Source organism: Caballeronia sp. NCF2, from assembly GCF_023631205.1.
In the GTDB taxonomy this organism is placed as follows: Bacteria; Pseudomonadota; Gammaproteobacteria; order Burkholderiales; family Burkholderiaceae; genus Caballeronia; species Caballeronia zhejiangensis.
The window spans coordinates 33504-57675 of the sequence record NZ_JALQDN010000064.1 but is presented as its reverse complement, the minus strand read 5'-3'; the positions used below and the strand labels follow the sequence as shown (position 1 = coordinate 57675).

The 24172-nt window shown below is 65.1% G+C and carries 27 protein-coding genes; 17 read left to right on the top strand and 10 right to left on the bottom strand.

Going from position 1 to position 24172, the window contains the following annotated elements; genetic code table 11:
- Positions 1-873: a LysR family transcriptional regulator gene (locus NCS02_RS23365; protein WP_250503450.1), complete on the bottom strand. Its 873-nt coding sequence runs from the start codon at positions 871-873 to the stop codon at positions 1-3.
- 131 nt (positions 874-1004) lie between these two features.
- Here NCS02_RS23365 and NCS02_RS23360 point away from each other — a divergent pair, with 131 nt between their 5' ends.
- From NCS02_RS23360 to NCS02_RS23310, 11 genes are all read left to right on the top strand, one after another.
- Positions 1005-2258 (top strand): MFS transporter, encoded by a 1254-nt coding sequence (locus tag NCS02_RS23360; RefSeq protein WP_250503449.1) that lies wholly within the window; start codon positions 1005-1007, stop codon positions 2256-2258.
- Between the two features lie 296 nt (positions 2259-2554).
- Positions 2555-2995 (top strand): SET domain-containing protein, encoded by a 441-nt coding sequence (locus NCS02_RS23355; RefSeq protein ID WP_008347218.1) that lies wholly within the window; start codon positions 2555-2557, stop codon positions 2993-2995.
- 30 nt (positions 2996-3025) lie between these two features.
- Complete coding sequence (locus NCS02_RS23350) at positions 3026-3598, top strand: sigma-70 family RNA polymerase sigma factor (protein WP_250523305.1); 573 nt, start codon at positions 3026-3028, stop codon at positions 3596-3598.
- The gene (locus NCS02_RS23345; RefSeq protein WP_250503447.1) at positions 3595-4320 is read left to right on the top strand and encodes an anti-sigma factor; all 726 of its coding nucleotides are present in this window, start codon (positions 3595-3597) and stop codon (positions 4318-4320) included. The genes NCS02_RS23350 and NCS02_RS23345 overlap by 4 nt, the downstream gene beginning before the upstream one ends.
- Positions 4321-4430: 110 nt before the next feature.
- A complete protein-coding gene (locus NCS02_RS23340) occupies positions 4431-5210 on the top strand; it encodes a DUF1295 domain-containing protein (RefSeq protein ID WP_250503446.1) in 780 nt (259 codons plus the stop codon).
- Between the two features lie 19 nt (positions 5211-5229).
- Positions 5230-6351: an SAM-dependent methyltransferase gene (locus NCS02_RS23335; protein WP_250520009.1), complete on the top strand. Its 1122-nt coding sequence runs from the start codon at positions 5230-5232 to the stop codon at positions 6349-6351.
- Complete coding sequence (locus NCS02_RS23330; protein ID WP_250503445.1) at positions 6348-6953, top strand: lipocalin family protein; 606 nt, start codon at positions 6348-6350, stop codon at positions 6951-6953. The genes NCS02_RS23335 and NCS02_RS23330 overlap by 4 nt, the downstream gene beginning before the upstream one ends.
- Before the next feature lie 120 nt (positions 6954-7073).
- On the top strand, positions 7074-8375 hold the full coding sequence (locus tag NCS02_RS23325) for an NAD(P)/FAD-dependent oxidoreductase (protein ID WP_250503444.1): 1302 nt from the start codon (positions 7074-7076) through the stop codon (positions 8373-8375).
- Positions 8360-9130: a DUF1365 domain-containing protein gene (locus NCS02_RS23320; RefSeq protein ID WP_250503443.1), complete on the top strand. Its 771-nt coding sequence runs from the start codon at positions 8360-8362 to the stop codon at positions 9128-9130. The genes NCS02_RS23325 and NCS02_RS23320 overlap by 16 nt, the downstream gene beginning before the upstream one ends.
- A complete protein-coding gene (locus NCS02_RS23315) occupies positions 9127-10338 on the top strand; it encodes an SAM-dependent methyltransferase (protein WP_250503442.1) in 1212 nt (403 codons plus the stop codon). Before NCS02_RS23320 ends, NCS02_RS23315 begins: the two co-directional genes overlap by 4 nt.
- Before the next feature lie 209 nt (positions 10339-10547).
- Positions 10548-11591: a sensor domain-containing diguanylate cyclase gene (locus NCS02_RS23310; protein ID WP_008347198.1), complete on the top strand. Its 1044-nt coding sequence runs from the start codon at positions 10548-10550 to the stop codon at positions 11589-11591.
- Positions 11592-11595: 4 nt separating this feature from the next.
- Here the strand turns inward: NCS02_RS23310 and NCS02_RS23305 are convergent, their stop codons facing one another.
- The 4 genes from NCS02_RS23305 to NCS02_RS23290 form a co-directional block, all read right to left on the bottom strand.
- Entirely contained in the window at positions 11596-12297 is a 702-nt protein-coding gene (locus tag NCS02_RS23305; protein WP_008347197.1) for an SDR family NAD(P)-dependent oxidoreductase, read from the bottom strand.
- Between the two features lie 58 nt (positions 12298-12355).
- Positions 12356-12742, bottom strand: a complete 387-nt coding sequence (locus tag NCS02_RS23300; RefSeq protein WP_175982074.1) for a potassium channel family protein — start codon at positions 12740-12742, stop codon at positions 12356-12358.
- 162 nt (positions 12743-12904) lie between these two features.
- Positions 12905-14098 carry a polysaccharide pyruvyl transferase family protein gene (locus NCS02_RS23295; protein ID WP_250503441.1) on the bottom strand — a complete coding sequence of 398 codons (1194 nt, stop codon included), beginning with the start codon at positions 14096-14098 and terminating at the stop codon, positions 12905-12907.
- 54 nt (positions 14099-14152) lie between these two features.
- The gene (locus tag NCS02_RS23290; protein WP_250503440.1) at positions 14153-14629 is read right to left on the bottom strand and encodes an outer membrane lipoprotein; all 477 of its coding nucleotides are present in this window, start codon (positions 14627-14629) and stop codon (positions 14153-14155) included.
- A 181-nt stretch (positions 14630-14810) separates the two neighbouring features.
- Here NCS02_RS23290 and NCS02_RS23285 point away from each other — a divergent pair, with 181 nt between their 5' ends.
- The 3 genes from NCS02_RS23285 to NCS02_RS23275 all read left to right on the top strand — a co-directional run bounded on the left by NCS02_RS23285 (position 14811) and on the right by NCS02_RS23275 (position 17383).
- On the top strand, positions 14811-15569 hold the full coding sequence (locus NCS02_RS23285; protein ID WP_250520008.1) for a hypothetical protein: 759 nt from the start codon (positions 14811-14813) through the stop codon (positions 15567-15569).
- 231 nt (positions 15570-15800) lie between these two features.
- On the top strand, positions 15801-17069 hold the full coding sequence (locus NCS02_RS23280; RefSeq protein WP_250520007.1) for a PQQ-dependent sugar dehydrogenase: 1269 nt from the start codon (positions 15801-15803) through the stop codon (positions 17067-17069).
- On the top strand, positions 17066-17383 hold the full coding sequence (locus tag NCS02_RS23275; protein WP_008347185.1) for a c-type cytochrome: 318 nt from the start codon (positions 17066-17068) through the stop codon (positions 17381-17383). Before NCS02_RS23280 ends, NCS02_RS23275 begins: the two co-directional genes overlap by 4 nt.
- A gap of 183 nt (positions 17384-17566) precedes the next feature.
- On the opposite strand, the gene NCS02_RS23270 is transcribed toward NCS02_RS23275, so the two are convergent.
- The 4 genes from NCS02_RS23270 to NCS02_RS23255 form a co-directional block, all read right to left on the bottom strand.
- A complete protein-coding gene (locus NCS02_RS23270; protein WP_250503437.1) occupies positions 17567-18610 on the bottom strand; it encodes a PDDEXK nuclease domain-containing protein in 1044 nt (347 codons plus the stop codon).
- A gap of 267 nt (positions 18611-18877) precedes the next feature.
- A complete protein-coding gene (locus NCS02_RS23265; protein ID WP_250503436.1) occupies positions 18878-19060 on the bottom strand; it encodes a hypothetical protein in 183 nt (60 codons plus the stop codon).
- Between the two features lie 123 nt (positions 19061-19183).
- Positions 19184-19861, bottom strand: coding sequence for a glutathione S-transferase family protein (locus NCS02_RS23260; protein ID WP_008347180.1), 678 nt, complete (start codon positions 19859-19861; stop codon positions 19184-19186).
- A gap of 18 nt (positions 19862-19879) precedes the next feature.
- Positions 19880-20677, bottom strand: coding sequence for an enoyl-CoA hydratase/isomerase family protein (locus NCS02_RS23255; RefSeq protein ID WP_250503435.1), 798 nt, complete (start codon positions 20675-20677; stop codon positions 19880-19882).
- Positions 20678-20981: 304 nt separating this feature from the next.
- Between NCS02_RS23255 and modA the strand changes: the two genes are divergently transcribed.
- From modA to modC, 3 genes are read left to right on the top strand one after another with little or no spacing between them, the layout of a single operon-like run.
- On the top strand, positions 20982-21746 hold the full coding sequence (gene modA, locus NCS02_RS23250) for a molybdate ABC transporter substrate-binding protein (RefSeq protein ID WP_008347177.1): 765 nt from the start codon (positions 20982-20984) through the stop codon (positions 21744-21746).
- Between the two features lie 8 nt (positions 21747-21754).
- Entirely contained in the window at positions 21755-22435 is a 681-nt protein-coding gene (gene modB / locus NCS02_RS23245) for a molybdate ABC transporter permease subunit (RefSeq protein WP_250503434.1), read from the top strand.
- A gap of 19 nt (positions 22436-22454) precedes the next feature.
- On the top strand, positions 22455-23573 hold the full coding sequence (gene modC / locus NCS02_RS23240; RefSeq protein WP_250503522.1) for a molybdenum ABC transporter ATP-binding protein: 1119 nt from the start codon (positions 22455-22457) through the stop codon (positions 23571-23573).
- On the opposite strand, the gene NCS02_RS23235 is transcribed toward modC, so the two are convergent.
- The gene (locus NCS02_RS23235; protein ID WP_250503433.1) at positions 23562-24149 is read right to left on the bottom strand and encodes an NUDIX domain-containing protein; all 588 of its coding nucleotides are present in this window, start codon (positions 24147-24149) and stop codon (positions 23562-23564) included. The genes modC and NCS02_RS23235 overlap by 12 nt on opposite strands.
- Positions 24150-24172: the final 23 nt, after the last annotated feature.

Here is a 24172-nt window from a genome sequence, read left to right as displayed (position 1 = left end):
CTACGCAAGCTCGAGGAAATTGCGCACCACCGCCGATGGATCGTCGCGCCGCGACGCCAGCGCGAGCCGCGCGCGCAAGCCTCGCGCGACGATCGGACGGTAGACGACGCCCGCGACGCGCACCTGCGTGATCGCCTTCGGCACGATCGATATGCCGAGCCCCGCCGCCACGAGCGTCACCGCCGACGCCATCTGCGGCGCGGGTTGCGCGAGACGCGGCTCGAAACCCGCCGCGGCGCATGCGGCAACGATGTCGTCGAACAGCGTGCCGCCCGCCGCGCGCGGCACTTGCACGAAGGGCTCGTCGATCAGTTCCGCCAACTCGATGCGCCGGCGCGAAGCCAGCCGATGACCGACAGGCAAGGCGACGAACATCGGCTCGTCGTCCCAGTCATGCTGCTGCACTACGTCCGCGACGCGACGCTCCGGACGAACGATGGCGACATCGAGCTGCCCCGCTTCGATCTCGTCCAGCAGCACGCCGGAAGCGGCTTCGTGCAGCGTCAGTTCCGCATCGGGATACGCTTCGCGAAATTTGCGGATCAGCGCCGACACGCGCTCGTTGAACGCCGCCGTGCCCGTGAACCCGACGCGCAAATGTCCGGTTTCACCCCGCGCCGCGCGTTGGGCCGCTCGCGCTGCGCGTTGCGCGTCGTCGAGCACGCGGCGCGCTTCGTCGGCGAACACGCGTCCGGCCAGCGTCAGTTCCGCGCCGCGCGCGGTGCGCTTGAACAACACGACATCGAGTTCCTGCTCCAGCGCTTTCACTTGCTGGGAAAGAGGCGGCTGGCCGATGCCGAGCATCTCGGCGGCCTTCGTGAAATTCGCGGTTTCGGCCACAGCCAGGAAATAACGCAGATGCCGAAGCTCCATTTTCTTGTTCCTTTTGCATGAACACGATCGAGCCAGTGCTAAAAGATATTGCCGGGCATACTTTCATATATTGGACATATGAGCGCGCATTGGCAAGAATGAATCCGGTTACTTCTCAACCGGCGACGCCCATGTCCTCCCCTTCGATTTCACCGTCGGCGACCCACGAACGCACCGCCGCGACGCGCCCGCTTCCCAGCGGCATTTCTCCTGCTTCGGCCGCGTATCGGCGCATCGCGCTCGCGCTCTTTCTCGCGGGCTTCTCGACGTTTTCGCTGCTCTATTGCGTCCAGCCGCTGCTTCCGGCGTTCGCGCGCGAGTTTCATATCGGCGCGGCGGCGAGTTCGCTGTCGCTGTCGGTTTCGACCGGATTTCTCGCGGTGTCCATTCTGTGCGCGGGCGCGTTGTCCGAGCGCGTCGGGCGGCGCGGGCTGATGTTCGCATCGATGACATCGGCGGCCGTGTTCAATCTGCTGGCGGCGAGCGCATCGCACTGGGACGCGATGCTCGTATGGCGCGCGCTCGAAGGCTTCGCGCTTGGCGGCGTGCCCGCCGTCGCCATGGCGTATCTCGCCGAAGAAATCGCAGCCGAAGGGCTCGGCTTCGCGATGGGCCTTTACGTCGGCGGCACGGCTTTCGGCGGCATGATCGGGCGGATCGGCATGAGCGCGCTCGAGGAATATTTCTCGTGGCGCACGGCGATGTGGACGATCAGCGTCATCGATCTGATCGCGGCCATCGCATTCGTGATGCTGCTGCCGCCGTCACGGCGTTTCGTCAAACGCACCGATCTCACGCTTCGGCATCATTTTCAGCTGTGGAAAGCGCAATTGCTTCACGGACTTCTGCCGCTCGTGTTCGCCATCGGCTTTCTCGCGATGGGCGCGTTCGTGACCGTGTACAACTACGCGGGATTCCGTCTTGTCGCGCCGCCGTTCAACCTGAGCGCGACCGCATGCGGCCTGATCTTCGGCGCGTATCTGTTCGGGATGGTGTCGTCGTCGACGGCGGGCGCGCTTGCCGACAGGTTCGGACGAGCGCCGGTTCTCGTCAGCGGTGTCGTGCTGTTCGCTCTGGGTCTCGCGCTGACGCTTTCGGGCGCGCTCGTGACGATCATCGTCGGCATCGTGCTCGTGACGATCGGCTTCTTCGTCACGCATTCGGTCGCGAGCGGATGGGTCGGGCAACTCGCCGGCAGTGCCAAGGGTCACGCGGCATCGCTCTATCTGCTCGCTTACTACGTCGGGTCGAGCGTGCTCGGATCGATTGGCGGATCTTTCTGGCAGCACGGCGGATGGCTGGCCGTCGTGGGCTATATCGGCGTGTTGCTCGCGGTTTGTCTCGTGGTGGTGAGCCGCATCGTTCAGAAGCGCGACATCCGGTAGCGCTAGAACAACTCCGTTTCGAGCGGGAGCAGGTTGATCCATTTCACGGCGGTGCGCCGCTCCACGCCGTCGTCATGAATCGACCGTATCATCACGCGCTGGCCGCGCGCCTCCCCGAGAACTTCGACGATCCGGTTGCGATATCGCGCAAGCGAGCCGCGTAATGGCTTGCGCTTCCTGCTCTTGCGGGGAGAAACTGCGGGCATGGACGTGACAACGATTTATGACGGCCACATCATAACGATGCTCACGCCTGCACTCAAATATTCAACCTCCTCACTGCGGCCCGCCACACCATGCGTCGAATCACTGTCCGGACATCGCCCGTTCATGGCCGGGGCGTTTTCGCTCTCGCCGACCTTCCCACGGGCGCGCTGCTGCTCGAATACAAGGGTCTGCGCCTGTCGTGGAAGGAGGCGCAGCGCATGCACGCGAAATCGAACGCGGAAGAGGGTCATACCTTCCTCTTCGGTCTCGATGACGGCACGGTCATCGACGGCGCGCGCGGCGGCAATTCCGCGCGCTGGCTCAATCATAGTTGCGCGCCGAACTGCGAAGCGGAGCAGGACGGCGAGCGCGTGTTCATCCGCGCGATCCGGCCGATCGGCAAAGGCCAGGAGTTGTTCATCGACTATTGCCTGACCGTCGATGGCCGGCGCACCGCGGCGCTCAAGCGGCTCTATGCGTGCCGGTGTCTCGCGTCGGGTTGCCGTGGAACGATGCTTTCGCACAAGTAGGGATTGCACCGCGAGACACCTGACCTGCACATGACGGACACCTACTCCGGCGATATCGAACGCCTGCCCCGCGAGCGCATCGACGAGATGCTCACGAACGTCGCGAAGGGCGACGAACAGGCGTTCGCCGACTTGTATCGCGCGACATCGGCGCGAGTGTTCGGCGTGATCGTGCGCATGATCCGCGATCGCGGCGAAGCCGAAGACCTGCTGCAGGAAGTGTTCGCCACGGCCTGGCGTCGCGCGGATACCTTCGATCCGGCACGCGGCAGCGCGATGACATGGCTCGTCGCGCTCGGGCGCAATCGCACGATCGACCGCATGCGTCAGCATCGCGAAGAACTGCTTGGCGAAGGCGATGCGCCCGAAATCGCCGACGAAGCGCCCACGCCCGCGGCCGCGGCGGAATCGAGCGAGGAACGGCGGCGGCTCGAATCGTGTCTCGACCGGCTGGAGCCGCAGCAGAAGAGCGCGATCCGCGAGGCGTTCTTCACCGGCGCGACGTACAACGAACTGGCGCAAAGGCTCGCCGTGCCGCTCGGCACGATGAAAAGCTGGATTCGCCGCAGCCTGATGCAGCTCAAGACCTGCCTCGAACAATGAACACGCCCGCTCGCGACGACGACGATCTGCGCTGCGCCGAATATGCGCTCGGCGTGCTCGACGCGCGCGAACGCGCAGCGCTCGAAGCGGACGTGTCGCGCGATCCCGCGTTGCGGCACACGCTCGATGACTGGCAGCGACGTCTTGCCCCGCTCGCCGACGATGTCCGCGCGATCGCGCCGTCGCCGCGCGTGTGGACGCGCATCCGCCGCGATCTGGGATTCATCGCGCCGCAGCCGAAACGCGAACGCTGGCGCGACAGCCTGAACGTGTGGCGCTGGCTGACGATCGGCGCGAGCGTCGCCGCGCTCGTCCTGCTCGGCGTGACCTTCACCTTGCTGCGGCAAGCCCCGCAAACGCCGACGACGGCAGCCGTCTCCGGCGAGTACATGGTCGCGTCGATCGCGCGCAAGGACGGCGTCGTGCACTGGACCGCGACCGTCGATGTGCGGCGCGCGCGCATGGTCGTCGTGCCCGCGTCGCACGTTACGATCCCCGCGAATCGCGCGACGGAACTGTGGCTGATTCCGCCGAACGCGAAGCCGATTGCCCTCGGCGTCTTCCCGCCCGATCGTCCCGCGACGATGACGCTGCCGCCCGAGATCGTCGCGCAACTCAGCGCGCAGGCCGTGCTCGCCGTATCCGACGAACCCCCCGGCGGCTCGCCGACGGGCGCCCCGACCGGACCCGTGCTCGCAACCGGCCAGATGCGTTCGACCTGACGATCGATCGCATCGCGACTCTCGCACAGCGAACGTCCATCTTTCGTTCGCTGCATCCAATCGCACTCGGCATCCGTATGACTCGGTGAACGCCTGTTCGCGGAGCCGCCATGCCTTTCATCGTCACCGTGCTCGTCGTCGTCAGCGGATTCGTGCTGGTCTTTTTTGCCGCGTGGCTCTGGCAGTTGCGCACGGAAAACGCGGGCATGGTCGATCCGCTCTGGGCCGCTTCGCTCGGCGCGGCCGCGCTCGTCATCACCGCGTGCGGGACAGGCGCGACGGTCAATCGCGTATGCGTCGCGGCGGGCGGCGGGCTCTGGAGCGCGCGGCTCGCGCGGCATCTGTGGCGGCGCAATCGCGGCAAGCCGGAAGACACGCGCTATCGCGCGTTTCGCGAACGCTGGGGCGAACACGCCGCGCGCAACATGCTCGGCTTCTTCCAGTTGCAGGCGTTCATTTCGATGCTGCTTGCCATCGCGTTCTTCGTGCCCGCCTATGCGCGCGAGGCGGCGAGTCCGCTGTGCATCGCGGGATTCGCCGCCGTGTGGATCGTCGCGGTCGCGGGCGAAGCGGCGGCCGATCGTCAACTCAAGCGCTTCGCCGCCGATCCCGCGCATCGCGGAAAAGTGTGCCGCAATGGCTGGTGGCGCTATTCGCGCCATCCGAATTACTTCTTCGAATGCGTGCATTGGCTCGCGTACGCGGTGCTCTCGATCGGCATGCCGTGGGGCTGGGCGACGCTCGCGCCGCCCGTGCTGATGGCGTGGCTGCTGTTGAAGGTATCGGGCATTCCGATTCTCGAAGCGCATCTCGCTGATACGCGCGACGGCTATCGCGACTACATGCGAACGACGAGCGCGCTGATTCCGTGGCCGCGTAAACGCGCATGAACAAAGCAAGGACACGCCGATGAACATCACCGCCCGCGATACCTCATCCGCGCCCGCCGCACCCGCCGACATGCCCGCGCTCGACGAAAGCCGCATCATTCGCGCGTGCGAGCGCGGCCTCGTGCCTGATGCGCTCGTGCGCGCCGGCATGCGCCTGCTGATCCGTCAGCGTCTCATCGACGAATATGCGAACGACAACGCACAACGCACGCAGGCGTTCGAGCGCTTTCTGAACGAACTGCGCGCGAGCCCGATCGCGATCGATACGCACGCCGCCAACGCGCAGCATTACGAGCTGCCCGATGCGTTCTTCGAAGCGCACCTCGGCCCGCGCCTGAAGTACTCGTGCGGTCTGTACCCGCGCGGCGACGAAACGCTCGCGCAAGCCGAACTCGCGATGCTCGAACGCTATGCCGAGCGCGCGCAACTCGCCGATGGTCAACGCATCCTCGATCTCGGCTGCGGCTGGGGCTCGCTCGCGCTGTGGATGGCGGAGCGTTATCCGCGCGCACAAATCGTCGCGCTGTCTAATTCGGGCGGGCAACGCGCGTTCATCGAAGCGCGGGCGCAGCAGCGCGGCCTTCGCAACTTGCGCGTCGTGACGGGCGATGTCGTCGATTTCGATTTCGCGCACGACGAGACGCCGTTCGATCGCATTCTGTCGATCGAAATGTTCGAGCACATGAAGCATTACGGCCTGTTGCTCGCGAAGATCGCGCGCTGGCTCGCCGATGACGGACGACTTTTTGTCCACCACTTCGCGCACGCGACGCTTGCGTATCACTTCACATCGCGCGACGGCGGCGACTGGATGTCGCGCTATTTCTTCACCGGCGGCACGATGCCATCCGCGTCCTTGCTGCTGCACTTTCAGGACGATTTGCGCGTCACGCGTCAGTGGTGGATGAACGGCACGCCCTACGCGCGCACGGCGAATCAATGGCTCGCGAATCTCGATGCCGCTCGCGATCGCGTCATGCCGATGCTGCGCGACGTCTATGGCGATGCGGCCGCCATCTGGTTTCAGCGCTGGCGCATGTTCTACATGGCGGTGGCCGAGTTGTTCGGCTACGCGCGCGGCCGCGAATGGGGCGTCGCGCACTATCTGTTCGAGAAGCGTCCGATAAAGGTGATGCCATGACAAACACGAAGCGGGCGCTCATCGTGGCGCTGGTGGCGGCCGGCGTCGTCGTGGCGGTGGCGAGCTGTTCGAGTCCGCCGAATCCGAATCCGCGAGCGAACCGACCGCTCGAAACCGTTGCCGTGGACGTGCCGCGCTACATGGGGCGCTGGTATGTCATCGCGAATATTCCGTACTTCGCGGAACGCGATTTCGTCGGCACGCATGTCGAATGGTCGCTGCGCGCGGACGGAAAAATCGACGACGTCTTTTTCGGCCGCAAGAACGGCTTCGGGCAAGAGGAAACGACGCATCGTTTCGTCGATACCGTGAAGCCCGGCAGCAACGGCGGCGAATGGAGCGTGCAACTCTTCTGGCCGATACGCGTGACGCAACTCACGCTCTACGTCGATCCGGATTATCGCTACACGATCCTCGGCTATCCGAACAGAAAGCTCGGCTGGATCTTCTCGCGCGAGCCGGCGATGAGCGACGACATCTATCGCTCGATGCTCGCGCGCCTCGACGCGATGGGCTACGACACCGCGCGTTTTAGCCGCGTGCCGCAATCGCCGGAGCAGATCGGTCAGCCGGGATTTCAAAGTCCCGGTCAGCGCGACTGAAGCAGCGCGGCGCGCGTGCATCCGCGCGCGCGTCTTTCTCGTATTTGATCTCGCACTCGTCTGGAACAGCCACGTCCACGCGGCGCGAGGAGACCTTTTGGCGCGAGGAGACCGCCCGTCATGGAATCATCGACAAAAGAAAGACAGCAGCGCATCGCGGTGATCGGCGCGGGGATCGCCGGTCTCGCGAGCGCGTACCTGCTCTCGCGCGCGCATCGCGTGACGCTTTTCGAAGCCGCCGATTATCTCGGCGGCCATACGCATACCGTCGATGTCGCGCTCGACGGCGTGCAGCATCCCGTCGATACGGGCTTTCTCGTGTTCAACGACCGAACGTATCCCAATCTCATCGCGCTGTTCGATGAACTCGGCGTCGCGGCGCATCGCAGCGGCATGACGTTTTCCGTTTCGCTCGACGGCGGACGCTTCGAATGGGCGGGCACAAACCTCAACACCGTGTTCGCGCAGCGGCGCAATCTCTTCTCGCCGTCGTTCATCGGCATGCTGGGCGACATTCTGCGCTTCAATGCATCGGCTCATAGGCAGCTCGAACGCGTGAGCGCGACGCGCTGCTCGGTCGGCGAACTGCTCGTCGAGGGCGGATACGGCGCGCCGTTTCAGCGCCACTATCTTCTGCCGATGGCCGCGGCGATCTGGTCGAGCGCCGCGCACGACATCCTGCGCTTTCCCGCCGCCACGTTCCTGCGCTTCTGTCTCAATCACGCGCTATTGCAGGTGAACGGCCGGCCGCCGTGGAAGACCGTCGCGGGCGGCGCGCGCGAGTATGTGCGGCGCATCGCGGCCACGCTCGACGACGTACGCACGCGCGCGCCCGTGCGAGGCGTGCGCCGCGACGACAACGGCGTCACCGTGATGACCGACGATGCCGGTCCCGAGCGCTTCGATGCCGTCGTGCTCGCGACGCACGCACCGACGAGCCTGCGCCTCATCGACAACGCATCCGCCGATGAGCGCGCAGTGCTCGGCGCCGTGCGGTATCAGCGCAACATCGCGGTGCTGCATACGGATTGCGCGCTCTTGCCGCGCCGCCGCCGCGTGTGGTCGGCCTGGAACTACATCGGCGCGCGTGCGGCGCTTGCGCGCGACGCGGCCGCGCCCGTCTGCGTGAGCTATCTGCTCGATCAGCTTCAGCCGCTTCCTTTCAGGATGCCGGTCATCGTCACGCTCAATCCCGTCGATGAACCCGCGCCTCGCACGCAACTCGGCCGCTACGAATACGAACATCCGCTCTTCGATCTCGCCGCCATCGATGCTCAGGCGCGTCTGCCGCGCATTCAGGGCGTGCGCCGGACGTGGCACGCGGGCGCGTGGACCGGCTACGGCTTTCACGAAGACGGCCTGAAATCGGCGTTGCGCGTCGCGCGCGATTTCGGCGTCCAGCCGGCATGGGCGCGACCATGAAGACGGCGCAATGGCTGACGGGCCGCGTGATGCACGAGCGGCTGCGTCCGGCGCGGCATCGCTTCGAGTATCCGGTGCGCTACGTGCGTTGCGACGTCGCGCGTCTCGACGCGTTGCGCTGTGCGTGGTTCGGCATCGACCGCATTCGGCCGCTCGCGCTGTTTCGATGCGATTACGGCGCGCGCGAACACTGCGATCTCGATCTATGGATGCGCGCGTGCCTCGCGCAGTCGCGCATTCCCGCCGACGGCGAAATCCATCTTCTGACGATTCCGCGCGTCTTCGGCTACGCGTTCAATCCGGTGAGCTTCTGGTTCTGTCATGACCGCGCAGGCGCGTTGCGCGCGCTTTACGCCGATGTGCGCAACACCTTCGGCGAGCATCGCGGCTATTTGCTGAGCGCGCAGGATCATGCGCCGATCGTCGAAGACACCGTGCTCGTCTGCCGCAAGACGCTGCACGTTTCGCCCTTTTGCGATGTCGCCGGCGACTACGCGTTTCGCGTGCGGCAGCGTGGCGACCGCTTGAGCATCTCGATCGATTATCGCGACCGCGACGGGCTGCTGCTGCGCACCGCGATCGGTCTCGTCGCGCGGCCGCTCACCGGCGCGCTCGCGTGTCGCACGCTCTTGTGCGCGCCGCTCTTCGCCGCGGGCGTCATTGCGCGCATTCACTGGCAGGCGCTGCGGCTGTGGATAAAGCGCGTGCCTTTTTACGGCAAGCATCCACCGACGAGGGACGAGACGGGACCATGAACCTGCTGCGATCTTTCTCCGCGACATCGGCGATGCCGATGTCCGCGCGGATCTTTCTCGGCCTTCTGCGTCGCATCAGCGTCGGACATCTCGTGCTCGTCATGCCGGATGGCGGGCGCTCTGTGTTCGGCGATCCGCTGATGCAACCAGCCGCGCTTCTTTTCATCCGCGACTGGCGCGCGTGCCGGGCGATTCTGCGCGCGGGCGACATCGGCTTCGCGCGGGCGTATCGGGCGAAATGGCTCGATACGCCCGATCCGTGCGCCCTGCTGCGGCTCGCGATCCGCAACGAGACGGCGCTCGCGCGCACGGTCGCGGGCGGCTTTGTCGCGCGGTGCTGGCACAACGTGCGGCATCGTCTGCGCCTGAACACGCGCGCGGGGAGCCGCCGCAACATTCACGCGCATTACGACATCGGCAACGCGTTCTACGGGCTCTGGCTCGATCCGACGTGGACGTATTCGAGCGCATGGTTCGATGGCGACGCCGGTCTTCCGCTCGAAGCGGCGCAGGAACGGAAGTATCGGCGCATCGTCGATACGCTCGGACTCACGGCGGGGATGCGCGTGCTGGAGATCGGCTGCGGCTGGGGCGGCTTCGCGCGGCACGCGGCGCGTCTCGGCATACGCGTGCACGGCGTGACCGTTTCGACCGCGCAGCATGCGTTCGCCGTGGAACGCGTGGCGCGCGAAGGTTTGAGCGGGCTTGTCGATATCGAACTGCGCGACTATCGCGATGTGTATGGACAGTACGACGCGGTGGTGTCGATCGAAATGTTCGAAGCCGTGGGCGAACGGTTCTGGCCGGCGTATTTCCGCGTGCTGCGCCGCTGTCTCGCGCCGGGCGCGAAGGCGCTCGTGCAGTCGATCACCATCGACGATGCGCGCTTTGCCGCGTATCGCGCGTCCAGTGACTTCATCCGCGAGACGATCTTTCCGGGCGGCATGCTGCCGAGCCCGGAGCGCTTCGCACGCGCGGCGCGGCGCGCGGGACTCGATGCACGCGCGACGCTTTCGTTCGGCGCGGATTACGCAAGGACGCTGAGGTGTTGGCGAGACGCGTTCGAGATGCACGCCGATGCAGTCCGCGCGCAAGGATTCGATGAAGCCTTCGTGCGGACGTGGCGGCTGTATCTGGCTTATTGCGAAGCGGGCTTCGACGAGGCGCGCACCGATGTCATGCACTTTGTGGTGTGGAGGGAGGGGTGAGGACGTCGATCGGGCGAAAAAAAGCCCCGACCCTGTCGGGGCAAAGGTACGAGACCACCTTGTAGCGTTGCAGCTACCCGGCGAGCATAGGCGACTGCGCGCGCACTTCCCACCAGTAAAGTCCGAAACCTCACGCGCGACTTCAGAATCGGCGGACGTTGCCGATAACACACGCACACGTCCACCAGGCATCGCCGCCACCGCACACGATGAATCGCGCCCCATCCGACAGTTCGCTCCAGGCCGCTTTCCTGCGGCACGAAGACACACTCGCGCCGCCCGAGCGCGCGCTCGGCGAGGACGATCACGCCGTCTATCGCACGCTGCTCGAATCGACCAAGGCGATTCCGTGGAAGATCGACTGGGCGACGATGGAATTCGCCTACATCGGCCCGCAGATCGAGGCCTTGCTCGGCTGGGCGCCGTCGTCGTGGAAAACGGTCAACGACTGGGCCGAGCGCATGCATCCCGACGACCGCGAAGCAGTCGTCAACTTCTGCGTCTCTCAATCGAAGGCGGGCACGGATCACGAAGCGGATTACCGCGCGCTCACCCGCGACGGCGGCTACGTGTGGCTGCGCGATGTCGTGCACGTCGAGCGCAACGAGAAAGGCGAGGTCGAGGCGCTGATCGGCTTCATGTTCGATATCAGCGAACGCAAGCGCACCGAAGAAAAGCTCGCGCAAATGCAGCGCGAACTGGAACGCCTGTCGTTCAGCGACAGCCTGACCGGCGTCGGCAATCGCCGCCGCTTCGACGACGTGATGGCGCGCGAATGGCATGCCGCGAAGGATTCGGGCAAGCCGCTGTCGCTCGTGATGATCGATATCGACTTCTTCAAGTCGTACAACGATTACTACGGCCACGTTCAGGGCGACGAGTGTCTGAAGCGCATTGCGCGCGTGCTCGGCGAGGCGGCGGGTCCGCAGCACTTTCTCGGCCGGTTCGGCGGCGAGGAATTCGCGCTGATTCTCGCCGATACCGACGCCGAATCCGCGATACGCGTCGCGGAGCGTTGCCGCGCGCTGATCGCCGAGGAAGCGATTGCGCACGTGCGCTCGCCGCACGATCAGCGAGTGACGGCGAGCTTCGGCGTGGGCACCGTCGTTCCGGGCGAGCGCATGGACGTGACGGCGTTCATCAATCTGACCGACGCGCAGTTGTATCAGGCGAAGGACAACGGCCGCAACCGCATTGCGGCGGTGGATCGCGCGGGCATGCAGGGCGAAGGCTTCAAGGCGCAGTCGCGCTGAAACGTCAGACGCGTCCCGTCACCGGAATCGCCGCGCCCGTGATGCATTGCGCATCCGGCGAAAGCAGGAACGCGATCACCGCGCCGAGCGCTTCGGGCCGCACCCAGCGGGAGAAATCGGCGTCGGGCATGTCGCGGCGATTGGGCGCGGTATCGATGATCGACGGCAACACCGCGTTCACCGTCACGCCCGTGTCCTTCAACTCTTCGGCGAGCGCTTCGGTCAGGCGCAACAGCGCGGCCTTCGATGCCGCGTAAGCGCCCATCCCCATGCCCGCTTTCATCGCCGCGAGCGCGCCCACATTGACGATGCGCCCGCCTTCCTTCGCGCCCAGTTGCGCGAGCGCGGCCTTCGATGCGTTGAGCGCGGTCTTCACGTTGACATCGAACATCGCTTGCCAGGTGTCGGCGCTGCCGTCCGCGACCGTTTCCCAGGCGAATGCGCCGGCGACGTTCACGAGCGCATCGAGGCCGCCCGTCCGCTGAACGACCGTATCGATGGCTTGTTGCGCCGATTTCGCATCCGTCAGATCGATGCCGGTCACGATGCACGCGTCGCCGAGCGGCGCGGGCAACGCTTCCGACGCCGCGCCGTGGCCGATCAGCGCGACCCGCGCGCCGCGTTGCGCGAGCACGCGCGCCGTCGCGAGTCCGAGACTGCCGAAGCCGCCCGTGATGGCGACGATCTTTCCTTCGAGGCTGTTCATGACGTTGTCGCTCCCTTCGATGGCGCCTGATGAAGCATAGGACGGAACGCGGCGATCTTCAGGGCGCGTGTCGCGCATCGCGTTTCACCGCGCGCTGGACCGCGAACACGGCCACCGCCGTCGTCGTGCCGGTGACGAGCACGCCATACAAGCCCAGCAACATCGACAAGGCTCGCCCGATGCCCGTCGTCGCGACGACATCGCCGTATCCGATGGTCAGCGCCGTCACGCCGCAGTAATAGACGGTTGCGCCGAACGAAACGCGCGCGTGCGTCGCGGTTTCGACGGGCGCGCCGAGCCAGAACATCGCCGCGCAGAGCGCGAAGAACGCCATCAGCAGCGTGCCGAGCAGCGAGCGCAAATGCCACAGCGCGCGGATGAACTCGACCGTCACCTCGCGTGAATTGATCGTTTCGACCTTGAAGAGTTTCGTGATGCTATTCATTCGGAATGGACCTGCGGCGCGTGAACGAAAGCCGTCATCCTACCTTCGCCTGCATCGGCCCGAAGCATCCGGGCGCGTTATTCAGCCAGCGCCGATCTCGTCTTTCCGGAAGCCTTCGCGCCGCTTTCGGCGGCCGTCAGGTCGTATCCGGATTTCGCGTCTTCATGGCCCGAGCGCCGATCGCGCGACACGCTCGAATCCCGCCCGATGCGCCTTCGCGAGCGCCGATGCCGTCTCGCGAAGCGCCGCGCGATCCATCGCCCGCGCTTCGTGCATGGCGGGGTGCAATTCGGCGATGCTCACCACACCCGGCGCGCCCGCGATCTCCCACGTCGAGGCGTACGCGCGCTGCTTGGCCGCGTCCGCGTGCGCCACATTCACGCGCGGCAAGCCGTACGCCATCGCGACGATCCGGCCATGCAGGCTGCTGCCCGCGTAACCGTCGCTTTTCGCGATCAGCGCGCAGATGTCCCAGACGTCGAGCGAATCGAAGATCGTCACCGACGGATGGCGCATACGCGCCGCCATGCGCTCGTAGACCGCGATGTCGTCGTGCCACGGCGCCGCGCCCGCGCGAAACAGCGCGATGCCCAGTCCCGTCGATGCGCCGATCAGATCCAGTTGATGCGCGATCTGCGCGAGCGTCGCGTCGTCGCCGAAATCCGCGCTGAACTGGACGGCCAGATAACCGCGCGGGAACGCGCGGCATGCGCCGGCGCGCGTCCGGATGCGCGCGTCGAAAAGCTCGGCGACCATCGATGCCGGATCGGGGACGAGGCGCGCGTCGATTCCCGCGCGCTTCAGGAAGGCTTGCGTGTGCGTGTCTCGGACGCTGATGTCATCGGCTGAACGGAGCTTGGCCAGCACTTCGGCCTGAAACGCGGCATCGCGGGCGTCGAGCGTCGCGCCGCCGATCGCATCGAAGGAAATCGACGCCGCTCGCGGAAACATCTCGCGGCCGATGACGTACGGCGCGAGCGCGTCCATGCCGAGTTCGGCGCGCGCCCACGCGTTTCGATCCGCCGCGCGCGACTCGTATCGGGCGATGCAGGCTTGCGCTTCGTCGGGATGCTTCAGCATCACGGCGGCTTCCCACGCGTCGCACGTCAGCAACTCGCCGCCCGCGTGGATCAGCACGACGGGCTCATCGCGCCAGCGCGCGGCCAGTTGCGAAAGCGCGGCGACGCCGTGGCCGCCGTGCGCGCGCAGTTCGCGCCGCGCGCATCCGGCGAATATCGGTTCGACGTTCGGACGGCGTTCAGCGAGCAAGGCCGCGACGACATGCGCGAACAACATGTCGCCGAAGTTATGCCGGTCGAACGCGCCGAACACGATGATCCGCCGATTGCTTCCCATCCGAACGCACCTCACGATCCGCTCATTCTGCACGTTCACACTTCCTTCACACGATCACGCCGTCACGCGCGTGATGCCGCCGCTCGACAGCAAACGCACGCGCTGGCCGGCGTAGAACATCTGGCCATCGGCGGCCTGGGTGATCGCGCGCAAATCGCCGTTGTCGAGACGCACGGTGATTTCGAGTCCCTTCTGCCGTTCGAGATGGTCCTGAATTTGATCGCCCGCGACCGCGCCCGCAACGCCGCCGATCACGCCGGCGAGCAGCGAGCCGTGTCCTTCTCCGACCGCGCTGCCCGCCACCGCGCCGAGCAGGCCGCCACCGATCGCGCCGAACGGAGCCGGATGGCCGTCGTTGTTCTCGATCGTCACGCCGCGCACGCTTTCGACGGTCGCCATACGCACCGTTTCCTCGTGTTGCGTCTGCATGCTGTCGTAGATGTCGGCGGAACTTCCCATCGATGCGCAACCGCTCATGCCCACCGTGCAGGCGACGGCCAAAGCGCAGACCGCGATAGTCGACTTGTTCATGTTCTTGCTCCTCAGATCGGACGATGTCTTGTTGGTTTCGGCTCGCGTTTCGCGTATCGCGTTGCCATGCAAAGCATCGTAAAGAGGCTGAATGAGCGCTGAATGAGCCGGCGCGACGCGCTTGACCTGCATGATTGAAGCGCTTATACAGGACTCTCATCGCTCGCGACCGGAGTGCAGAATGACAAGAAACGCAATTCCCTTCGTGGTTTGCGCCATCGCTCTCGCTGCATGTTCCACCGGCGGTTCCAACTCCGCGCCGCCGCCCGGCGCCGTTACGACGACGCTACCTTCGGGCGGCGTCTACAAAGGCTCGCTCACGGGCAGCACGGCGCAAGCCACGCTTCTCATGCTTTTCGACGGCACCGCCTATCTCTTCTACGCAAGCGCGGGCGGCGCGGGACTCGCGGGCGTCGCGGTCGCGAAGAGCGGCAAGCAATCGGGCGATGGCCGCTTCATCAGCGACGCCGCATTCGACTATCGCGTGGGCAAGGCGCCTGCGTCGGCGGCCGTTTTCAGCGTGAACTTCGCGCGCGCGCCCGCCGTCGACGGAACTGTCGCGAACAAGGACGGCGGCGCGGGGCTCGCGTTTTCCGCCAACGCCGCGCCGATGCTCGACATCGCGCCGAGCCGCGCCAACGCGGGCGGCCTGTACAGCGGACGCGGCATGTCGCTCGGCGGAACGACGCAGACGCGCATCACGGTCGCGGGCGACGGCTATCTCGCCGGCACGACGACATCCGGCTGCATCTTCAAAGGCACGACGGCGCCGCACCAAGGCGCGAACGCCTACGACGTCTCCGTGACCTTCGGCCCCGCGCCCTGCCCGCTTCCCGATACGACCGTGACCGGTCACGCGGTGCTCGACGGCGCGCGTCTACTCGTCGCGTTGCCGAGCCCGGACCGCACCGACGTCTTTCTCTTCGACGGCCGGAAATAGATGCCGCATGCAACCGCGCGCCGCAGCGAAACTTAGTCATCCGCTGCTTACTTAAGCGATTTCTATCCTAAGATTGTTTTCATTGCCGAAGCGTCGTGCGATGCGCGCGTCGGCGGAAGTGGCCGTGTTTTGTTCAGTGCAATTCCGAGAGCACCTTTTGCTTTGCATGGAACCGGACGGCGCCACCGAAACGTCCGCTCCGGTTATTAACAACAACAGGAGACAAACCGGATGAACGCAACGTTCAAGCTTTTGCCGTTGGCCGTCGGCGCGATGATCGCCTGCGTGCCGCACGCGAACGCCGCGCAGGACAACATCAACGCGCTTTCGAATTTCCGGCAGACGGGCAATGCCGCACCGCCGGAAACCATTCCGCAAGCTGGCCAGACGGCCGATGCGCTGCGCAAGAATCTCGAGCAGATCAAATTGCCGCCCGGCTTCAAAATCGAGCTATACGCCGTCGTGCCCGAGGCCCGCGCGATGACGATCGAGCCTTCGACGGGCGTCGTGTTCGTCGGCAGCCGCAAAAATCGCGTGTGGCAGGTGACTGACCGGACCAAGCAACGCGTAGCGAGCGATGTCGTGCAGTTCGCGTCGTCGGTGACGTTCAAGGTGCCCAATGGCGTCTGCTTCTCGCCGGACGGCGTGCTCTACGTGGTCGAGCAGAACCGCGTGCTCGGCTTCCCGGCGGCGCAGTTCTTCGGCGAAGGCGGACCGGATGTCGCCGCGGCGGTCGTCGTCCCGCAGGGCAAGCTGATCCCGACGCAGTTCGAAAGCTTCAATCACGGCGCGCGCTACTGCCGCGTCGGGCCGGACAAGAAGCTGTACATCGCGCTCGGCCAGCCGTGGAACGTGCCGCCGAAAGACAAGCTCGCCGAACTCGACAGGAATGGGCTCGCGGGCATCATCCGTCTGGATCAGGACGGCAAGAACCGCGAAGTCTACGCGCACGGCGTGCGCAATTCGGTCGGTCTCGATTTCAATCCGAAGGACAGGACGCTCTGGTTCACCGATAACCAGGTCGACGGCATGGGCGACGACACCCCGCCGGGCGAGTTGAATCGCGCGACCAAGGGCGGCGAGAACTTCGGCTTTCCGTGGTACGGCGGCGGCAAGGTGCGAACGGTGGAATACAAGGACCAGAATCCGCCGGCGGGTCTCGTGTTTCCGCAGGTCGAGTTCGCCGCGCATGCCGCCAATCTCGGCATGTCGTTCTACAACGGGAAGATGTTCCCGCAGAAGTATCAGGGCGGCATCTTCGTTGCGGAGCACGGCTCGTGGAACCGCACGAAGCCGATCGGCGCGCGCATCATGTTCACGCCGATCAAGGACGACGGCACCGCAGGCGAGGCGGAAGTCTTCGCGGAAGGCTGGCTGACGAGTAGCGGTGAGTACATGGGCCGTCCCGCCGACGTGCAGATGCTGCAAGACGGCTCGATGCTCGTCTCCGATGACTACGCGGGCGCGATCTATCGCATTTCGTATTCGGGGGCCAAATGAGGGTCGCGCTGACGGCGGCGGTGCTCGCGGGCGTTCTGGCGGCGGGCGCTTCCGCGTCGTTCGCCGCCGGCGACATCAAAGCCGGGCGCGCGAAGGCGACGGCGTGCGCGGCCTGTCACGGCATCGACGGAATGTCGAAACTGCCGGAAGCGCCCAATCTCGCCGGGCAGACGGAGGAATATCTCGTGAAGGCGCTCAACGATTTCCGCACGGGCGAGCGCAAGAACGAAATGATGTCGATGATGGCGAAAACCTTGTCCGACGCGGACGTCGCCAATCTGGCCGCCTACTATCACAGCCTCGGCAAGCAGTGACCGCCGCCGATGTGTTGCAAATTTGCTGCGGTCGATTACCGATTGCGATTTTTTTTGTTTTAGGTGTTGACGTGGAGGCTTAAGGGTTTATACTAACACCTGTCTCCTCCATGTCTCAACCGATGTGGATTCAAGCCCGCTCAACTGAAGCGGGCTTTTTTTTGGCCTAATTTTCTGGCCGCTTCACCGCTCGTCTGGCATGTCGCCGCGCAATTCGGCCTCGATCTGGTCGATCGAAGGCAGGGTCGTCTCCAGCGATGCCGGAACTTCACGCAGCAGCTGATATTCGGCGACGCCCATCGGCTTCGCGACGCCGCGCAGCGCATATTCGGCGACCAGCCGGTTCTTCTCCTTGCACAGCAAAAGCCCGATCGTCGGCTGATCGTCGGGCGCCTTCAGTTGCGCATCGACAGCGGAGAGGTAGAAATTGAGCTGGCCGGCGTATTCGGGCTTGAACGGCGTCGTCTTTAGTTCGACCACCACGTAGCAGCGCAGCTTCAGGTGATAGAACAGCAGATCGATGAAGAACTCGTCGCCGCCCACATCCAGCCGATACTGCCGTCCGACGAACGCGAAGCCTGCGCCCAGCTCCAGCAGAAAGCGTGTGATGTGCTGGGTGAGCGCCTGTTCGATATCGCGTTCCTGCGCGTTTTCGGCGAGTCCGAGGAAATCGAAGATGTATGGATCCTTGAGCGCGTCGCGCGCCAGATCGGATTGCGGCGGCGGCAGGCGCTCGTCGAAATTGGTGATCGCGCTGCCGCTGCGCGTGTGCGCGGCGGTTTCGATCTGCATCACGAGAATCTGGCGCGACCAGCCGTGCTCCAGCGCCTTCGCCGCGTACCAGCTTCGATCGTTCTGATTCTTGAGCTTGTCGAGCAGCGTGCAGAGATGGAACCACGGCAATTGTGCAGCAGGCTGCTGCACGAATGCCTCGTCCGGCCACGCCTGCGCGAGCGCGCGCATGTATTTGAGATTGCGCGGTGAAAAGCCGCGCATGTCGGGAAACGCCGATTTCAGATCGCGCGCGAGCTGATCGATGACGCCCGCGCCCCAGCCCTGTCGCCGCTGACGATCGAGAATATCGCGGCCGATCTGCCAATACAGCGTGACGAGCTCCCGGTTCGCGCTGGCCGCCGCCCGCTGGCGCGCGCGCTCGACACGCAGTTTCAGTTCGGCGAGCCAGCGCCGGTAATCGTCGTCCCAGACGTTGGGAAGATTGGCGGTCATGCGGTTCCTGGTTCGACGCCGGTTGTCGTGGAACCGTCATTATCGGCGGATTCTGCTGCTGCGTCGGTTGGTCTCCTGACGCGCCCGTGGCGCCTGGCTTGGGGTTATCTTCCCAGGCTCTTCGGCCTCGATGCTTTATGTTGTCCACAGAAACTGGGCACAAGCCTGTGGATATCGTTTCAGATTTTGCTGCAACGCATTGATTCGACAACACTTACTTCCGCCGCCCAACGACGCGCCCCGCGCGCGCCGCCGTCGTCGTCGTCGTCAGTCGGCATTCGGCATGCACGACGCGAGCACCGCGTCGAAGCGATTCATCTCGATGCTGAAAATCGATTGCGGCGCGGTGGCGTTCAGTTCGTCCGCGGGGGATGTCGGCAGCGCCATCGCAATGGTGGCCGTCGCGAGCAGCGCAACGACAACCGACAGGAACCAGGAAAGAACGATCATCGCCAACCTCGTCAAGTAAGACTCTCTGAATCGGCGCGCGTGAACGTCAGCGCGTGATGTGAAGAGTACGGCTGCGCGGCGCTTCGCACAGCCCTACGGACGGGGGGACGTGAAGGAGGGTAACTAGGGACGCAGCAGTGGCGACGCCGTCGTCGATACGCCTTGCGCGAGCGCCGCGGCTTCCTGCGCCTCGAGCGCGCGGACGAAGCCTTCGCGTTCGCGCAGACGCCGCCAGTATTCCGCGATCGATGGCGCGAAGTGCGCGCTCTGCCCCAGCAATTCCGCGAGCATCAGCGCGTAGCCGACGGAAATGTCCGCCGCCGTGAAACGCCCCGCGCACAGATACGGCTGCGCGTCGAGCAGCGGCGCGAGCGTGCGCAGACGCGCGTGGAACCAGCGCGCGTAATCCTCGACGATCTGCGGCTGCAGACGCTCCGGCGGCTCCAGATGCGCGTAGCGAAGCACGAGCGTCTGCGGAAACGTGAGCGTCGCTTCGCCGAAATGCACGAAGTTGAGATAACGGCCGAAATCGGCCTCGTGCGGCGCGACATCGAGCGCGCCCGGCGAATAGCGCGCCGCCAGATACTGGCAGATCGCCGACGATTCGGTCATGAAAAGCGCGTCGTCCGCATCGTCGGTGAGCGCCGGAATCGTGCCGAGCGGATTCACGTCCTTGAAACCGCGCGCGAACACGCGCGGCGGAAACGGCAGCATCTTCAGTTCATACGGCACGCCGATTTCTTCCAGCGCCCACAGCGGCCGGAACGAGCGCGCGCTCACGCAGTGATGCAGCGTAATCACGTCGATTCCTCCGGTGCTTCAAACGAGCCAGGACGGCTTGCGCTTCTCGAGGAAGCTGCGCACGCCTTCGCGCCCTTCGTCCGATGCGCGGATGCGCGCGATGCGCTCCGCCGTCTCGCCGATCGACGATTCGTCGATCTCCTTGCCCGCGAAATCCGCGACGAGCTTCTTGCATTCGCGCACGGCGTTCGGACTGTTCGCGGCGATGCTCGCGGCGATCGCTTCGACGCGCGCATCGAGCTGATCGGCGGCGACGGCTTCGTGCACGAAACCGAGACGCAGCGCTTCGGCGGCATCGAAGCGCTCGGCCGTCACGAAATAGCGATGCGCCGCGCGCGCGCCCATCGCGCGGACCACGTACGGCGCGATCGTCGCGGGCATCAGGCCGAGCTTCGCTTCGGAAAGACAGAAGTGCGCCGTGTCCGCCGCGACCGCGATATCGCACACGGCGACGAGTCCCATGCCGCCCGCGTAGGCGTCGCCCTGCACGCGCGCGATGACCGGCTTCGAGCAGGCGTAAATCGTGTTGAGCATGGTGGCGAGACCGAGCGCATCGGCGCGATTTTCCGCTTCCGAATAGCCCGCCATGCGCTTCATCCAGTTGAGATCGGCGCCCGCGCAGAATGCCGGACCGTTCGCGGCAAGCACGATGACGCGCACGTTGGCGTCGTCGTCGAGCGCGCGGAAGGCGGCGGTCAGCTCGACGACGGTCGCGTCGTCGAAGGCGTTGCGCACGTCGGGGCGATCGAGCGTCACGCGCGCGACGTGGCCTTCGATGCCGAGCTTCAGGCGTTGCAGATTCGCTGCGTCGGTCATGCTTCGTCTCCTGCGCGCTCGAATTGAGCGCGGCTCAGTTTATCGTGGCTGGCAATTTACCTTTCGGCGATCAGTTTCATCGGAAAACATGAAAACGGTCAACTCATATCTTTGAGTGTCACTCACAATGAGTCCATCAAACAATCATCCGACGAGTCGCGCCGAAACCCATGCACCGACGCAATATACTCGTATATATTACGGTGCTCGCCGGACCCTGCGGCCACACGCTCGCGGCCTCCAACGCGCCGCCTGAAGTCGTTCCATAAGCAGAATTTCAACTCGATTCAAGGAGCTTTACGTGATGACTCGTATTCTGCGCGCTTTGCTTTGCGCGTTCGTTCCGCTCGCGGCGGGCATTGCTTCGGCATCCGCGCTGGCCGGCGAAGTGCAGGTCGCGGTCGCGGCCAACTTCACGGCGCCCGTGCAGGCGATCGCCGCCGACTTCGAGAAAGACACCGGCAACAAGGTCGTCGCATCGTTCGGCGCGACGGGTCAGTTCTACGCGCAGATCAAGAACGGCGCGCCGTTCGAAGTGTTCCTCGCCGCCGACGACGCCACGCCCGCCAAGCTCGACAGCGAAGGCGCGACCGTTCCCGGCAGCCGCTTCACCTACGCGACGGGCGCGCTCGCGCTGTGGTCCGCGAAAGACGGCTACGTCGACGATAAAGGCGACGTGCTGAAGAAGAACGCGTTCAAGCACATCGCGATCGCGAACCCGAAGGCCGCGCCGTACGGTCTCGCCGGCTATCAGACGCTCGACAAGCTCGGCCTCGCAGCAGAAATCAAGCCCAAGGTCGTCGAAGGCCAGAACATTTCACAGACGCAGCAGTTCGTCGCGACCGGCAACGCGGAGCTCGGCTTCGTCGCGCTGTCGCAGATCTACAAGAACGGCAAGGTCACGAGCGGCTCGGCGTGGATCGTGCCGGCGAACCTGCACGAGCCAATCAAACAGGACGCGGTTATCCTGAACAAGGGCAAGGACAATCCGGTCGCGAAGCAGTTCATCGAGTACCTGAAGGGTCCGAAGGCCGCCGAAGTCATCAAGTCCTACGGTTATCAACTCTAATTTCGCCGATGCCGCTCGATAGCGCCGATCTCCAGGCTATTACGCTGACGCTCGAACTCGCGTCGCTGACAACGGTGCTCCTGCTCGTCGTCGGCACGCCGATCGCGTGGTGGCTCACGCATACGCGTTCGAAACTGAAGGGCGTCGTCGGCGCGGTGGTGGCGCTGCCGCTCGTGCTGCCGCCGACGGTCATCGGCTTCTATCTGCTCCTGCTGATGGGGCCGAACGGTTATGTCGGCAAGATCACGCAGGCGCTCGGTATCGGCTTGCTGCCGTTCACGTTCACGGGGCTCGTCGTCGGCTCGGTGATCTATTCGATGCCGTTCGTCGTGCAGCCGCTGCAGAATGCGTTCGAAGCGATCGGGCGCCGTCCGCTCGAAGCCGCCGCGACATTGCGCGCCGGTCCGTGGGACACGTTTCTCACGGTGGCGCTGCCGCTCGCGCGGCCGGGCATCGTCACGGCGACGATTCTCGGCTTCGCACATACCGTCGGCGAATTCGGCGTCGTGCTGATGATCGGCGGCAATATCCCGGGGCGCACGCGCGTCGTGTCCGTGCAGATCTTCGATCACGTCGAGGCGCTCGAATACGCGCAGGCGCACTGGCTCGCGGGCGGCATGGTGATATTCTCGTTCGTGGTTCTTCTGCTGCTCTACTCTGGCCGACGTTCCGTCACGGCTCATGTCTGAACTCACTTATCAACGCGTGATGCTCGACCGCGCGCATACCCGTTCCGACGAAGCCATCGAAGCGCGCTTTCTCGTCCAGCACGAGGGTTTCGCCTTCGATATCGATCTCGCGCTGCCCGGTCGCGGCGTCACCGCGATCTTTGGCCATTCCGGCTCCGGAAAAACCACGCTGCTGCGCTGTCTCGCGGGACTCGCGCGGCCGCGCGCCGGGCGGCTCGTCGTCAACGGCGAAGTCTGGCTCGACACCGAGCGCCGCATTTTTCTGCCGACGCACAAGCGCCCGCTCGGCTACGTCTTTCAGGAAGCGAGCCTCTTTCCGCACTTGAGCGTGAAGAAGAATCTGCGCTTCGGGCTGGAGCGCGTGAAACCGGCAGAGCGGCGCGTGGATCTGTCGCAGGCGGCGGACTTGCTCGGCATCGCGCATCTGCTGGAGCGCATGCCGGCCGGATTGTCAGGCGGCGAACGGCAACGCGTGGGCATCGCGCGGGCGCTCTTGACGAGTCCGCGTCTGCTTTTGCTCGATGAACCGCTCGCGTCGCTCGATCAAAAACGCAAGCAGGAAATCCTGCCGTATCTCGAACGCCTGCACGATGAACTCGACATTCCCGTGATCTACGTGAGCCACGCGCCCGAAGAAGTCGCGCGCCTCGCGGATCATCTCGTGCTGCTCGAAGGCGGCCGTGCGCTTGCGAGCGGGCCGATCGCCGATACGCTCGCGCGGCTCGATCTGCCGCTCGCAATGGCCGACGACGCATCGGTCGTGTTTGAGGGAATCGTCGACGGATACGACAGCAAGTACGGCCTGCTCACGCTCGCGCTGCCGGGCTCGCGCGCGAAGCTCGCCGTCGTGCATACGCCTTTGTCCTGCGGCAAGACGATGCGCGTCGCCATCAAGGCGCGCGACGTGAGTCTCGTCACCGGCACGCACGAGCACGAGCGCAGCAGCGTGCTGAACGTGCTGCCCGCGACGGTGATCGGCATCGCGAAGGACGCCCATCCGTCGCAAGCCGTGGTGCGGCTCGACGTCGACGGCTCGCCGCTGCTCGCGCGCGTCACGCGTTATTCGCTGGACCGGCTAGGCATCGTCGAAGGCATGCGCCTGTGGGCGCAGGTGAAGACGGTGTCGCTACTCGCCTGAACGCGCCGCGAGCGCGGCGTATTGCAGCAGCATGATCGTCTTGCCGTCCATGATTTCGCCGCGCTCGATCATCTGCATGGCGGTTTGCAGCGGGACTTCGATCGTCTCGATTTCCTCGCCCTCTTCCTCTACGCCGCCGCCGTCCGAAACGCGCATCGAGCTGTCGTAATCGCCGACGTAGAAATAGAGCTTCTCCGTGACCGATCCCGGGCTCATGAACGCCTCGAAGATCTTCTCGACGCGATGCACGCGATAACCCGTTTCCTCCTCGACTTCCGCGCGAATGCGCTCTTCGGGCGTGGCGTCGTCGAGCAGGCCGCCGGGCGACTCGATCAGCATGCCGTCGTGTCCGTTGACGAACGCGGGCATGCGGAACTGGCGCGTCAGCAGCACGTTGCCGGTCTTGCGATCGCGCAGCAGAATCGTCGCGCCGTTGCCGCGATCGTAGGTTTCGCGGCTCTGACGCTGCCAGACGCCATCGCGGCGCTGAAAATCGAAAGTCACTTTTCTGAGGACGTACCAGTCGTCCGACAGCACTTCGGTTTTGAGGATGCGGACGCGCTCGCTCGTTTGCATCGGTTCACCCGTTCGACAAGTTG